12 protein-coding genes are annotated in these 13,027 nt (G+C 70.8%); 7 read left to right on the forward strand and 5 right to left on the reverse strand.

Going from position 1 to position 13,027, the window contains the following annotated elements:
- Nucleotides 1–625: 625 nt before the first annotated feature.
- The gene (locus AB0B39_RS27335; RefSeq protein ID WP_357575750.1) at nt 626–880 is read right to left on the reverse strand and encodes a hypothetical protein; all 255 of its coding nucleotides are present in this window, start codon (nt 878–880) and stop codon (nt 626–628) included.
- A 173-nt stretch (nt 881–1,053) separates the two neighbouring features.
- Between AB0B39_RS27335 and AB0B39_RS27340 the strand changes: the two genes are divergently transcribed.
- The 6 genes from AB0B39_RS27340 to AB0B39_RS27365 all read left to right on the forward strand — a co-directional run bounded on the left by AB0B39_RS27340 (nt 1,054) and on the right by AB0B39_RS27365 (nt 6,447).
- On the forward strand, nt 1,054–1,518 hold the full coding sequence (locus AB0B39_RS27340; protein ID WP_357575751.1) for a PRC-barrel domain-containing protein: 465 nt from the start codon (nt 1,054–1,056) through the stop codon (nt 1,516–1,518).
- Between the two features lie 276 nt (nt 1,519–1,794).
- Nucleotides 1,795–2,853 (forward strand): tryptophan--tRNA ligase, encoded by a 1,059-nt coding sequence (gene trpS, locus AB0B39_RS27345; protein WP_357575752.1) that lies wholly within the window; start codon nt 1,795–1,797, stop codon nt 2,851–2,853.
- 70 nt (nt 2,854–2,923) lie between these two features.
- Entirely contained in the window at nt 2,924–4,126 is a 1,203-nt protein-coding gene (locus tag AB0B39_RS27350) for a low temperature requirement protein A (RefSeq protein ID WP_357575753.1), read from the forward strand.
- 103 nt (nt 4,127–4,229) lie between these two features.
- Nucleotides 4,230–4,574: a YciI family protein gene (locus AB0B39_RS27355; protein WP_234591204.1), complete on the forward strand. Its 345-nt coding sequence runs from the start codon at nt 4,230–4,232 to the stop codon at nt 4,572–4,574.
- A 2-nt stretch (nt 4,575–4,576) separates the two neighbouring features.
- The gene (locus AB0B39_RS27360) at nt 4,577–5,830 is read left to right on the forward strand and encodes a sigma-70 family RNA polymerase sigma factor (RefSeq protein WP_357492009.1); all 1,254 of its coding nucleotides are present in this window, start codon (nt 4,577–4,579) and stop codon (nt 5,828–5,830) included.
- 26 nt (nt 5,831–5,856) lie between these two features.
- The gene (locus AB0B39_RS27365) at nt 5,857–6,447 is read left to right on the forward strand and encodes an HAD-IA family hydrolase (protein WP_234591184.1); all 591 of its coding nucleotides are present in this window, start codon (nt 5,857–5,859) and stop codon (nt 6,445–6,447) included.
- Nucleotides 6,448–6,451: 4 nt separating this feature from the next.
- Here AB0B39_RS27365 and AB0B39_RS27370 read toward each other — a convergent pair whose 3' ends face one another.
- The 4 genes from AB0B39_RS27370 to AB0B39_RS27385 form a co-directional block, all read right to left on the reverse strand.
- The gene (locus AB0B39_RS27370; RefSeq protein ID WP_357575754.1) at nt 6,452–7,423 is read right to left on the reverse strand and encodes an NADP-dependent oxidoreductase; all 972 of its coding nucleotides are present in this window, start codon (nt 7,421–7,423) and stop codon (nt 6,452–6,454) included.
- Between the two features lie 150 nt (nt 7,424–7,573).
- A complete protein-coding gene (locus tag AB0B39_RS27375) occupies nt 7,574–8,641 on the reverse strand; it encodes a DUF916 domain-containing protein (RefSeq protein ID WP_357492005.1) in 1,068 nt (355 codons plus the stop codon).
- Between the two features lie 92 nt (nt 8,642–8,733).
- Nucleotides 8,734–10,707, reverse strand: a complete 1,974-nt coding sequence (locus AB0B39_RS27380; protein ID WP_357575755.1) for a metallophosphoesterase family protein — start codon at nt 10,705–10,707, stop codon at nt 8,734–8,736.
- 143 nt (nt 10,708–10,850) lie between these two features.
- Nucleotides 10,851–12,068 carry a HupE/UreJ family protein gene (locus AB0B39_RS27385; RefSeq protein WP_357575756.1) on the reverse strand — a complete coding sequence of 406 codons (1,218 nt, stop codon included), beginning with the start codon at nt 12,066–12,068 and terminating at the stop codon, nt 10,851–10,853.
- 181 nt (nt 12,069–12,249) lie between these two features.
- Here AB0B39_RS27385 and AB0B39_RS27390 point away from each other — a divergent pair, with 181 nt between their 5' ends.
- On the forward strand, nt 12,250–12,912 hold the full coding sequence (locus AB0B39_RS27390) for a hypothetical protein (RefSeq protein ID WP_357492002.1): 663 nt from the start codon (nt 12,250–12,252) through the stop codon (nt 12,910–12,912).
- Nucleotides 12,913–13,027: the final 115 nt, after the last annotated feature.

Here is a 13,027-nt window from a genome sequence, read left to right on the forward strand (position 1 = left end):
AAGATTCGACCAGTCCGGGGTATAAATCATAATTGGCACTGGCTTTACAAGCACCCTGTTGAGTTCTCAAAGAACAACCACACACCGATCCGAAGACCCAACCAGTGGGCCACCATCCCGGGGCTTTTCGTTCCGCGTCCCCGTCGCTCTCGCGCCGGGCACTTTTACTACGTTACCTCACCGTCTTCGCCGTGTCAAACCGTGTGTCCCGGTCTGTCATGCTTCGTACGGGTTGGTCCCGGCGCACTCACGCAGCAGCGAACCGCTGCGTCAGGTCGTCGGATTTGGCAGGCCGGCCGCTGCGGTGTCCCGCAGTCTCGCCCGGTTCCCTGCCGGTCGTGAACCTTACCCGGTCGGTTCCGCTGCACCAAATCCGCCTCGCGGCTGATCCGGTGAGCCCCGCCCGAACCGTGTCCCGCAGAGGCGAACCCCTGCCTGACCCGGTTACCTGCCCGATCCGGTGCTCCAGGTCTTTCGCCCTGTTTGCCCCGTTCCGCGCTGGCAGAGAGAAAGTTACGCGTCCGTGGGTTTGATCGTCAAATCGGCGGGTAGCGTCGCGCGTCACACTGATCCCCTCCGGGTCGGATCAACCCACCGAGTGCCGGGCCGAGCAGCGGCCGGGGGGTCAGGACGCCCGGCGTCGGCGGGCGGCGAACCAGGCACGGATGCCGAGCACGCCGACGGTGGTCCCGATGGCCAGGGAAGCCGCGATCAACAGGGCGTGCACCCACAGGAAGCCGGTGGCGGCACCGTCGGCCACCGTGCCGGAGGCCCAGGATCGCGGGTCCTGCCAGATGGCGACGGCGAACCTCGGCCAGATCACCCAGGTCCAGATCCCGACCCCGACCAGGAAGAGAGCCCACCCTCGCGACAGCACCATGGCAGCCGAGTATGCCAGCGCAGTCGATCCGCGAGCTGGCCACGGACGCGACGGGCGCGACCTCCGGACCGCGCCGCCGGCCGGGATCGGCGCCTCAGGCGATCCGTTTCCGGCCAGGCCGTGCCGGGCACTGCGAAGGAGGACAGCGAAGGACAGTCCCCCGGAGGTGCCCCGTGCGACAGTCGATCTTCAATCCCTGGGCCTGGCGCGATCCGTCCGCCCTGGCCGGCGGATACACGCAGACCACCCCCTCGGCTGCTGGGCCGGACGGTCCGGCCGGTACGCACGACGGCCCGGACGCCCCCGGCCCCGGCACTCCGGTGGACCTCGTCGGCTACCACGTCCAGGCCAACGACGGGCGCATCGGCACGATCGACGAGGCGAGCGACGACGCGGACGCCGGATACCTGGTGGTGGACACCGGCCCGTGGATCCTCGGCCAGAAGGTGCTGCTGCCCGCCGGCACGGTGGAGCGGGTCGATCACCTGGACCGTGTCGTACACGTCGACCGGACGCGGCAGGAGATCAAGGACGTGCCGCCGTACGACCCGGAGTCGGCCAACCCGGAGTACCGGGACCGCGTCGGCAGGTACTACACGGACCGTCACCTGCCGCCCCGGGAGCGACACCCCGGGTAAGGTGAGGCCGTGGTCCGGACGGGCAGTTGCGTGGCGGAGGCGGTCGATGTGGTCGACGGCCTGCCGCGCGGTGTCGTGCCCACTGTCCCGACCAGCTCCGGCGACGGCCGTGAGCACTTCCTGGACGTACTTCGTGCCGGTGGTTTGCGGTATCGCGCCGGCGCGCGATGGCGGACGGCTCGCTGAGCCCTGTTTCCGCTGACCGGGGGGGCCTGCCCGGCCCGCTCGGCGCGCGCCCACGCGTGATCCGCCCACCCGCACGAGAGGCACCTCGCCATGTCCATCGCACGCATGCTCACCGGCGACCGGCCCACCGGTCGCCTGCACCTCGGCCACTACGTCGGCAGCATCGCCAACCGGGTGCGCCTGCACCAGCGCTACGAGAGCTTCTTCATCATCGCTGACCTGCACATGTTGACCACCCGCAACCGGCGGGAGGACATCGACCAGGTCTCCGCCAATGCCCGCGAGATGGTGACCGACATCCTCGCCGCCGGCGTCGACCCGGCGCGGGCCACGTTCTACCTCCAGTCGGCCATTCCGGAGGTCGGCGACCTCAACACCCTGCTGCAGAACCTGGTGACCGTGCCCCGGCTGGAACGGGTGCCCTCGTTGAAGGACATGGCCCGCGACGCGGGCAAGGAGGAGATGCCGTACGGGCTGCTCGGTTATCCGGTGCTCCAGGCCGCGGACATCCTGTGCGTGAAGGGGGAGGTGGTCCCGGTCGGCCGGGACAACGCCGCGCACGTCGAGGTGACCCGGGAGATCGCCCGCCGCTTCAACCACCTGTACGGGCCGGTGTTCCCGGTGCCCGAGCTGATCCCCGCGGACACGCCCAGCCTGGTGGGCACCGACGGCACGGCCAAGATGAGCAAGAGCCGGGGCAACACGATCGCCCTGTCCGACGACGCGGCCACGGTGCGCCGCAAGGTGCGCGGGATGTACACCGACCCGAACCGGGTGCGGGCCGACGTGCCGGGGACCGTGGAGGGCAACCCGGTCTTCGCGTACCACGAGGTGTTCAACCCGGACCCTGCCGAGGTGGCCGACCTGGCCGACCGTTACCGGGCCGGGCAGGTGGGTGACGTGGAGGTCAAGGAGCGGCTGGTCGTCGCGCTGGAGACGTTCCTGGCGCCGATCCGGGAGCGCCGGGCCGCGATCGAGGCCGACCGGGGGCTTGTCGACCGGCTGATCGTCGAGGGCACCGAGCGGACCCGGCAGGAGGTACGCCAGACCCTGACGGAGGTACGCCGGGCGATGGGGCTGACCGGGGCGTACCAGCAGATGCGGCGGCGGGCCGAGCGGACCCGGCGCCGGACGGACGCCCCAGCCTGACGCGGCGCTCGGGTCTCCTCGTTGCGACGGGGAGACCCGACGTGCTGCGCGGAGGGCGCAGAATGCCTGGATGAAGAGGATTCGTCCGATCCCCGCCGGTGACGCGCACCGGACGACGATGTTCGAGATCTTCTTCGACCTGGTCTTCGTCTTCGCGCTCACCCGGGTCATCGCGTTCATGGCGCAGCCGCCGAGCGCGCTCACCCTGGGCCAGGGGCTGCTACTCCTGCTGTTGTTGATCTACTCCTGGGGTCCGTACCTCTGGTTGGGGAACCTGGTCCGGGCGGACGTCGGCCCGGCCCGCGCGGCCACCCTGCTGGCGATGGCCGCGATATTCGTGGCCGCTCTGGTGCTGCCCGACGCCTGGCGGCAGGGACCGGGATCCGCCGACCCGCCGCTCACCCTCGCGCTCGCCTACCTGGTCACCCGGGCGGTGCAGCTCGTGGTGCTGTTCTGGGCGAGCGTCGACGATCCGCCGCTGCGCTCGACCCTGCGGTTCTTCGTCGTGCCGGTGACGGCTGCCTGGCTCCCGCTCATCGTCGGCGCGCTGCTCGGTGGCGTCGCCCAGACCGTGCTCTGGACTGTCGCGCTCCTGGTGGACATCGGCGGTTCCCGCGTCGCCTCCATCTACGGCCCGTGGCCGCTGCGCAGCCTGGACCACTTCACCGAACGGTTCGGACTGGTGCTCATCATCGCCCTGGGCGAGGCGTTGATCGCCGCCGGCACCGGACCGAGGATGACGGCGCCGACCGGGGCCAGCCTGATCGCGGCGCTGCTCGGCCTCGTCGTCACCATCTGCCTCTGGTGGCTGTACTTCGACCGATTGGCGCCCGCCGCCCGGCAGTCCGTCCTGCGCGTTCCCGACGAACGGCGCTCCCACGTGGCCGGCGACGCGTACGGCCTCGCGCACGCACCCATGATCATCGGTGCCATCTACGTCGCGCTCGGCATCGAGCAGGTGCTCGGCCAGCTCGCCGAGGAGCCGTCGCACACCGCCCGGTTGAGCTGGCCCTCGGCCACCGCCCTATACGGGGGCGCCACCCTCTACCTGCTCGGACGGCTGGTCTTCCGCCGGCTCACCCTTCATGCCGTACACCCGGGGCAGGGTGTCGCCGCGCTGCTGCCGCTGCTCCTGCTGCCGATCGCGCGGCCGCTGCCCGCGCTGGCCGAGTTGACCCTGCTCACCCTGCTTCTGATCGCCGTAACCTGGTACGAGCGGCGGATCGACCGACGTGGCGAACCTGTCGAACCGGCGCGACACGTGCGCCCCTGAGCCGCGGAAAAGTTCCAGACCCGTGTCGACATCCCGGGCACTCGTTCGTCGTCATGCTGTACGGCGACCCCGCCGCACCGAGAGGAGTCGAGACGTGAAGTACATGCTGCTGTTCATGAGCACCCCGACCGACGGGGAGGCCGGCAACGGGTGCACCTTCGAGGACTGGGTGCGCTACGACCGGGAGATGAAGGACGCCGGTATCTGGGTCTCCGGGCATCCGTTGCAGGACCTGACCACCTGCACGACCGTACGCGTCGGCCCGGACGGCGAACGCGCGATCACCGACGGGCCGTTCGCCGAGACCCGCGAGGTGCTCGGCGGCTACGACATCATCGACGTGCCGAACCTCGACGTCGCGCTGGACTGGGCGGCCCGCAGCCCCGGGGCCACCGGAGCCGGCTCGGTGCAGGTGCGGCCGGTCGCCGAGATCGAGGTCGAGGTCTGACGGTGGCGGGCGCGGAGGCGGCAGCCGGTTCGGTGGAGGCGGTGTTCCGGGAGGAGCACGGCCGGCTGCTCGCCTCGCTCGTACACCGCTTCGGCGACCTCGACCTGGCCGAGGAGGTCGCCTCCGAGGCGATCGAGGCGGCGCTGGTGCACTGGCCGGTCGACGGCGTCCCGAGCCGGCCCGGTGCCTGGCTGCTCACCACGGCCCGCCGTCGGGCCGTCGACCGGCTGCGCCGCGACCGCGTGCTGGCCACCCGGCTGGCCGTACTCCAGGCGGAGGCCGAGCGGGCCGACCCCGCGCCGCCCGCCGACGCGGACCCGGATCTGCCCGACGACCGGTTGGCGCTCTTCTTCACCTGCGCCCACCCCGCCCTGCCCGCGCAGGACCGCGGCGCGCTCACCCTGCGCTTCCTCGCCGGGCTCACCACGGCGGAGGTCGCGCGGGCCTTCCTGGTGCCGCACGCGACAATGGCCCAGCGACTCGTCCGGGCCAAACGGAAGATCCGCGACGCCCGCATCCCGTTCCGGGTGCCCGGCGTCGACGAGTTGCCCGCGCGCCTACCCACGGTGCTCCAGGCCGTCTACTCGGTCTTCACCGAGGGGTACGCCGCCAGTTCCGGACCTGATCTCCAGCGGACCGACCTCGCCGAGGAGGCCATCCGGCTGGCCCGGATCCTGCGCCGGCTGCTGCCCGGCGAGCGGGAGGTCGCCGGCCTGCTCGGGTTGCTGCTGCTGATCCACGCCCGGCGCGCGGCCCGGAGCGGGCCGGACGGCGCGGTGGTCCTCCTCGACGACCAGGACCGCGCACGGTGGGACCACGCGATGATCGACGAGGGCCGCGCGCTGGTGGTGGTCGCGTTGACCGGCCCGGCGCCCGGACCGTACGGCGTGCAGGCCGCCATCGCCGCCCTGCACGACGAGGCCGCCGACGTGGCCGGCACCGACTGGCCCCAGGTGGTGGCGCTCTACGACGTGCTGCTCGGCATGGTCCCCTCCCCCGTCGTGGCGCTGAACCGGGCCGCCGCCGTGGCCATGCGAGACGGGCCGGACGCCGGGCTCGCGCTGCTGGACGGGTTGGCCGGCGATCCACGTCTGCGGGGCTATCACCTGTACCCCGCGACCAGGGCGGACCTGCTGCGCCGGCTGGGTCGCCGCGATGAGGCCGCGGCGGCGTACCGGGACGCGTTGGCGCTGGTCGGCACCGAGCCGGAACGGGCGCACCTGCTGCGCCGGTTGGCATCCGTTAGCGAGGACTGAGCGGGCTCCCGCTGTAACCTGCCCCGATGACCCTGCCTCTGCCGCCCGGTGAGTTCGCCGCGTACCTGTTCGACTGCGACGGCACCATCGTCGACTCGATGCCGCTGCACTACGTGGCGTGGCAGCGGGCGCTCGACGAGTGGGGCTGTGAGTTCCCGGAGGATCTCTTCTACGCCTGGGGCGGCCGGCCCACCGCCGACATCGTCGTCGCGCTGAACGAGCGGCACGGGCTGGCGATGCCGGTGGCGACAGTCGTCGAGAACCGCGAGCGCATCTTCCAGGAGTTGCTGCCGCAGGTCACCGCCGTGCCCGAGGTGGTGGCGCACATCCACGACGCGCACCGCCGCGTGCCGTTCGCCGTCGTCTCCGGCAGCACCCGCGCCACGGTCACCGCCTCCCTCGACGCGCTCGGTCTGCTGGACCGCTTCGACGTGCTGGTGTGCGCCGAGGACTACACGCGGGCCAAGCCCGACCCGGAGGCGTTCCTGCTCGCGGCGCGGCAGCTCGGCGTACCCCCGGGCTCCTGCCTGGTCTTCGAGGACACCGACCTGGGCATCCAGGCCGCGACGGCGGCCGGCATGGCTTCGGTACGCGTGCCGCAACAGCGCGTCGGCTGACGCCTCAGGCGATCGTCAGCAGCAGCTTGCCCAGGTAGGAGGTCTCCAGGCGCTTGTGCGCCTCCCGCACCTTGCCCAGTGGGAACGTCTCGGCGACGTGCACCACGAACGGCCCGGCCTCGATGAGGTCGTTGAGGCGCTGCAACTGTCCGCGGTTGGCCACACCGTCGTACGCCCGGACCGACACGCCGGACCGTTCGCGCGGTTCCGGCCGCACCCCGTGGGCGTACGCGACGACCCCTCCGTCGGACAGCGTCTCGGCGAGCCGGTCCAGTGTCTTCCCGCCGGCCATCGCCAGGATGCCGCCCACTCCCCCCGGAGCCGCGTCCCGGATCGTCGCGAGCACCTCGGCGGGGTCGGCGTGGCCGTCGAGAGACACGTCGGCGCCGAGGCGGGTCACCAGCGCGACCCCGTCGCTGCCGGAGGCCACCGCGATCACGTTGAGGCCCTGTCGCTTGGCCAACTGCACGGCCAGGTGGCCCTGCCCACCGCTCGCACCGAAGATCAACAGCCAGGCGCCCGCCGGCAGGCTGAGCGCGTCCAGCCCGGCCAGCGCGGTCAACGCGTCGGTCGGCATCGCACCGGCGTGCTCGGCCGGCACACCGTCGGGCAGCTTCGCGGCGTACTCGGCCTTGACGGCCGCGTACTCGGCGTAGAAGCCGCCCTTCGGCCGGGTGGTGGCGGAGACGTAGACCAGGTCACCCACCGCGAGATCGGTCACCCGGCTGCCGGCCGCGATGACGGTTCCGGCGCCGTCCGAGCCGGGCACGATCGGAAACTCGGTGCCCTCGGGCACCAGCACGCCCTGCCGCTCGTACGCGTCCCACACGCCCACGCCGGCGCTCAGGACCTTGATCAGCACCTCGTCGGCGGCGGCCTCGGGCACCGGCAGTTTCCGCAGGGTGATCACCTCCGGTCCGCCGAACTCGTCCAGCGCCGCAGCCTGCATCCGCTCTGGCACGTCCGCGTCAACCATGTGGGCTTCCTCTCCGGGCCGGCGTCACCGTCGCAGCATGCCGTCTCGGGGGCGGGCCCGGCCCGGTGCCGGGTGCCGTTCACCCACAAGGGCGACGGCCGTCGGTGTGGCCCGGGGCGTGGCCGGAGTCAGGCGACACCGGCGACGCGTTCAGGACGTCTGCGGCTCCCGACCGCCGAGGGCCTGCGCGACCGCGTCGCGCACCCGGGCGTCCTCGCGAGCCTTGCGCCGCGCCCGGTTGCGGCGGCGGTACAGGGACGCCCCGACGACCACGGCGATCAGCACGACGAGCGCCAAAACGACCATCCACGGCAGGGCCCAACCGTGCGCGGTGGCCTCGACCGGCTTGAGCGAGGTGGTGGAGCCCGACGCGTCGGTGAGCAGCGGCGTGACGGTGGCGGTCGCCGCGAGCCGGACGGCGGGAGCGACACCGCGGACGGGCACGCGCACGTCCCAGCTCTCGCCCGGCAGCAGCTGCGGCGGCGCGGCGATGTCACCGGCCCGCGCCCGCAGTACGCCGAACGGGCCCGAGACCGAGACGGCCTGCTGGCCGGACAGGGCGGCGTTGCCGGTGTTGTGGATCGTGTAAGCGACGGTGGCGGCACCCTTGGCGAACGGGTTGGACGTCCCGTCGTACGTCACGTGGAGGTTCTCGATCGCGAGGTTCGGCTTCAGCTCGCCACCGACCCGCAGCGTGATGCGGATGCCGAGGCGGCGGTCCACGTTGATGCCCTCGGCCTGGTCGGCCTGCGTCAGCGCGGTGAGGATGCCGCCCACGTGGTCACCGGGCGTGGCGTTGGCGGGAACGGTGATCGTGAAGGGGACCTGTGCGGTCTTTCCGGGCTGGATCACGACGCTGCCGGCGCTGGCCTTGACCCAGGCGCCGACCGCCACGGACTTCTTGTCCCCGGTGAGCAGGTCGAGCTGTCCGGCGGCGGTGGTGAAGCCGTCGGCGGCGTACACGGCCAGGGTCAGCGGCGCCGGGCCGCGGTTGGCCACCACCATGGCGTCCTCGACGGTCCCACCGGGGTTGACGTTGTAGCTGTAGCTGGACCGGGCTTCGCCGTAGCTGTTGGAGGCCGTCCGGACCGTCCAGGCGACGTTGCCGTCGGCCGCCACGGCGGGGCCGGCGCCGACGCCGGCCGCCGCGACGACGGCTAGCAGGGACAGCGCGGTGGTGCGAACGAGTGTCTTCCAGCGCGGTACGGACGGTTGCATGTCGGATCCTTGAGGTGATCTTGGGAGTGGGCGAACCGGTGGCGGGGCAGGCACCCGAAGGTGCCTACCCCGCCCGGTGGAACAGGTTCTTTTCAGCTGCTCAGCGCAGTGATCGTGAGGGTGGTGCGGTAGCTGCCCTTCGCGATGCTGTCCGGGATCTTCAGGTCCAGGTCGGCACCGAGCTTGGCGCCGCCCCGGGGGTGACCCTGAACCGCAGCGCCCAGCCCGTTGGAGACCGAGAGGCCCTTGCCCTGGTCGTCGAGGGACGACAGGACTGAAGCGCCGGCCTCGGCGCCCGCGCCGGCGTCCAGGACGTACGGGGTCCAGCCCAGGTACGAGCCGGAGAACGTCTTGTCGGCGTCGGAGAAGTCGCCGACGCTGGCCGAGATCGACCACGGGGCGAGCGAGCGGCGGCTGTCCGACACGAGGATCGGGTTGATCTTGCCGGTCGCCTCGAAGTAGGTGCCGTCGCGCTCCTGCGCGGTGCCCAGGTCGACCAGACCGTTGTAGCCGTCGATCGTCCAGCCGAACTCGCCCGGGGCCGGGTTGGGAACGTTGACCTGGATGGCCTGACCGTCACCGTGGTACGGGTGCACCGTCACCTTGTCGGTGACCGAGCCGACCGGCTGCCCGTCCGGGGTGTTGACGCAGGAGAGGCCCTTCTCCACTGCCGCGTTCGGGGCCGCGCAGGTGCCGCTGCGGACGTTCGCCAGGACCAGCTTGTCGCCGCGCACCTGCACCTTGACGTAGCTGCGGACATGCTCCTGGTTCTGCGACGAGTTGTACCAGTACTTGGCCGGGTCCAGCGGGTCCGGGCCGTTGCCCCGGATGCCGGTGCCACTGTCGTCCGGCTTCTTGATGTCGTAGTACTTCGAGCCGGACGCCGAGTTGGCGGTCACGTAGATGACGCCGCCCGGGCCGGGGTAGACCTCGGGAGCACCGGGCTTCTCAGCCGGGTTCTCCTTCTGGCCGTTCTTGATCGAGTAGCTGCGCGAGTAGCTGTGGTCGTGGCCCTGCAGCACCATGTCGACGCCGAGGTTGGAGAAGGCAGTGGTGAAGTCTTCCCGCCGCTGCTTGTTGTCGCTGTCGGTCGCGTGGCTGGCCGGGGAGTAGATCGAGTGGTGGTAGACCAGCACCTTCCACTTGGCCTCGGAGCCGTGCTTCTTGATGACGTCGGTGACGTACGCGACGTGCGCGGCGTCGCCGCCGGCCGAGCCGTCCGCCGGGTTGACGTAGCTGTTGCTGTTCAGGTCGATGAACAGCACGTCCTTGTGGATGAACCAGTAGTCGCCACCGGACCGGGTCGCCTGGTCCCCGCTGTAGTACTGGGCCGAGCGGTCGGTGTTCGGGGTGAAGTGGTGCTGCTCGTAGGACTTGCCGCCGACGTCGTGGTTGCCGATGGTGGCGACGAGGGGGACCTGACGCAGCTGGTCGGGGGCCAGGAACGAGGTCCACTGACCCTCGTCGTTGGCGCTCTCCACGTGGTCACCGGCGGAGACCAGCAGCTCGGCGTTCGGGTTGGCGGCGGTGGCGACCTTCAGGGTCTCCTCCCAGCCGGCCTGGTCCTTGAGCCGGTCGCCGGAGGAGCCGATCTGCGGGTCACCGAAGAACAGGAAGTCGTAGTCGCCCTCGAAGTCCTGCGTCCGGAAGGCGTACGCCGGGGACCAGCTGCCCTCGGCGCCGACCCGGTACGAGTACGCGGTGTTCTCGCGCAGGTTGCTGATGGTGGCGTGGCGGTTGAAGCCGGTCGTGGAGGTGTTCGCCGCGCCGACGGCGTCGAAGCTGACGGCGCTGGCCGGGAACTCGCCGTTGACGAGCTCGGCGGTCGGGGCGAGCTGGATCTTCTGGGCGGTGTCGGCGGAGGAGTACCAGGACACGATGCGCTGGGTCTCGTTGGCGCCGACGCCGAGGACGATGCCGGACACCGTGGTGGGGTCGGCGGCGCTGGCGGCGGTCAGCAGACCGCTACCGAGGGCCGCGCCCATTCCCAGGAATCCGGCTACGACCCCGGCGACAACGCGCCGCCGCACGAGCCCGGGGGCCCGTGTCGAGGTGCTCAATGTCATCGACATTGTTCCCTTTTCGAATAGAGAAATGGATTGTTCTTCACCCGACACCGGGGAAGCAGATCCAAACTTTCGTTGGCCGATGAACCCGCCATGAACGTGATCTTGCGAATGGCTGCACTTCGCGGACTGGTTAGCCGTACTCACGATCCGGTCACACGCTGAACAAACCAGATCAGCCCCATGATGGACACTGTCGCCGAAACAGCACCGGTCACCCACAGACCGGCTTTCGGCGCACGCCGGCGCAGCACGAACAGCAGCGGGAAGACGGCGGCGATAATCGTCAACTGAACGACCTCGATACCGACGTTGAACACCAGCAGCGACCACAGCAGCGTCCACGACCACGCCTCGTCGATGCCCAACGCGCCCGCGAAGCCCAGCCCGTGCACGAGGCCGAAGCAGAAGACGACCCCGAGGCGGATCCAGCCCCGACGGTCCAGGCTGAAGTGACCGCGCCCGGCCGTCTCCAGATCGCCTGCGTGGTCACCGCGCCGCCAGATCCCCCACAGGTGCCAGCCGGCCACGACCGCGATCGACAGCGCGATGACCGGCTCCACGACCCGCGCCGGCACGTCGACCAGGCCGAGGGCGGCGAGCAGGAACGTCACCGAGTGCGCCAGGGTGAAACTGGTGGCCGCGAGCACGATCTCCCGCAGACGTCGCGACCCGGCGATGAGCGCCACCAGGAAGAGGATGTGGTCGATGCCGGACAGCAGGTGCTCGGCCCCCAGCAGGAAGAACTCGCCGAACCGCTGGTAGGCGGTCTGCGCCGTCGAGAAGGACGGGTTGGCGGCGTCCAGCGCGGCGCTGCCCGAACGGCCGTCGATCTCGTAGGTGACGATCGTCTTGGTGTCCTTGACGTACGCCTCGTCGTCCGGGAAGAGACCGCTGCGCACCTCGTGCTCATCGACCCGCTCGGGACAGGTCCAGTCCAGCAGCAGGTCCGCGTACGGCACCCCCTCACGAGCACCGATCGTGGCGTCGCGTACCACTGTCGGCTGACAGGCAGCACCTCGCGCGCTCACCGAGAAACGGTCGGCGACATAGCGCAGGACCGTTGGGGCGTGGGCCTTCAACGCTGCGGCCTGCGCCGCGGAGTCCCCCGCCTCGAAGGCGGCGTTCCCCACCCGGAACAGCGGATCATCGTCACCGGAATCGGCTGCCGACACGACCAGAAGGTCATATTCGAGCTCCACCTCGGAGCGAATGTGACCCTCGTCTCCGGCGGTAATTTTCGCGTACACCGTCGATGAGAAGCCGTGCGCGAAGGCCGTTCCGCCACCCAGGAACGGGAACACCGCCGCAGCAAATGCGACAACGGCGACGACAACGGTACGGCGAATGTGCCCCAGCATGCGACTCCCTCGGTTGGCCAGTGCACGCTGCACCTCGTGGGTGAACACCAACCCGCCCACCGACGAACCGATGGAGAACAAACGACTGCGGCGACCGGCCACGGATTATCGGCGGCCGGATCTGGGATAGGAATACGAGGCGTACGCGCACTTCCCGCCCCCACCCGAAAGGACGACCACCTTGCGCCCCCCGCTTCGGGCCGTCGCCCTGCTGGCCGCGACCGCCGCGCTCCTTTCCGCCTGCGACTCCGGCGACGACTGGTCCCAGCCGCACCCCGCGCCCAGCGCCGTCGGCTCGCTCAGTCCGGGATTCGTCGACCCCGCCACGACGCCAGCGCCGGAGGCGACCATCACGCCACGGCCCGGATCGTGGGCCGACGTGCACCCGTCGAAGGACTACCGGGTGGTGCTGCTGACCGCCGGCACGGACGCGCCGACCAAGGCCCTGGTGACGGCGGTGCGGGACTGGGCCGACGACGAGCACGTCGATCTGAGGACTGTCGTCGTCAGCAACACGCACGACGCCGTCCCCAGCATCACCAGGGCCATGGCGATGGGCCCCGACCTCATCGTCAGCGCCGGCAACGAGCTCATCGACGCCCTCGCGCTTGTCACCCCGAACCACCTGGACGAGAAGTTCCTGGTGGTGGGCGCCGAACTGGCCGAGCCGACCCACAACGTCACGGCCGTCGACTGGGACGGAGCGTCGTACCGGGGCGAAGGGCTCGGCATGTCCTCGTCGTACGACGCGGGCTCGTTCACGGCCGAGCGCTGCGCGGCAGCCATCAGGGCGGGCGTGGCCGCCGTGCTCAACGACCTGACCGGGATCGTGGTCTGGCTCTGACGCACGGCCGGTCGCCGTCGGATGACGGGCCCTCGCCCGGACCGTTCGCGAGTACGCTCGCCCGGATCGCGAGGTGGACCCGCTCGATCCGGCCGGGCCCGCTCGTTGGGAACGG

Origin of the sequence: Micromonospora sp. NPDC049114, from assembly GCF_040648635.1 — a bacterium.
GTDB lineage: Bacteria > Actinomycetota > Actinomycetes > Mycobacteriales > Micromonosporaceae > Micromonospora.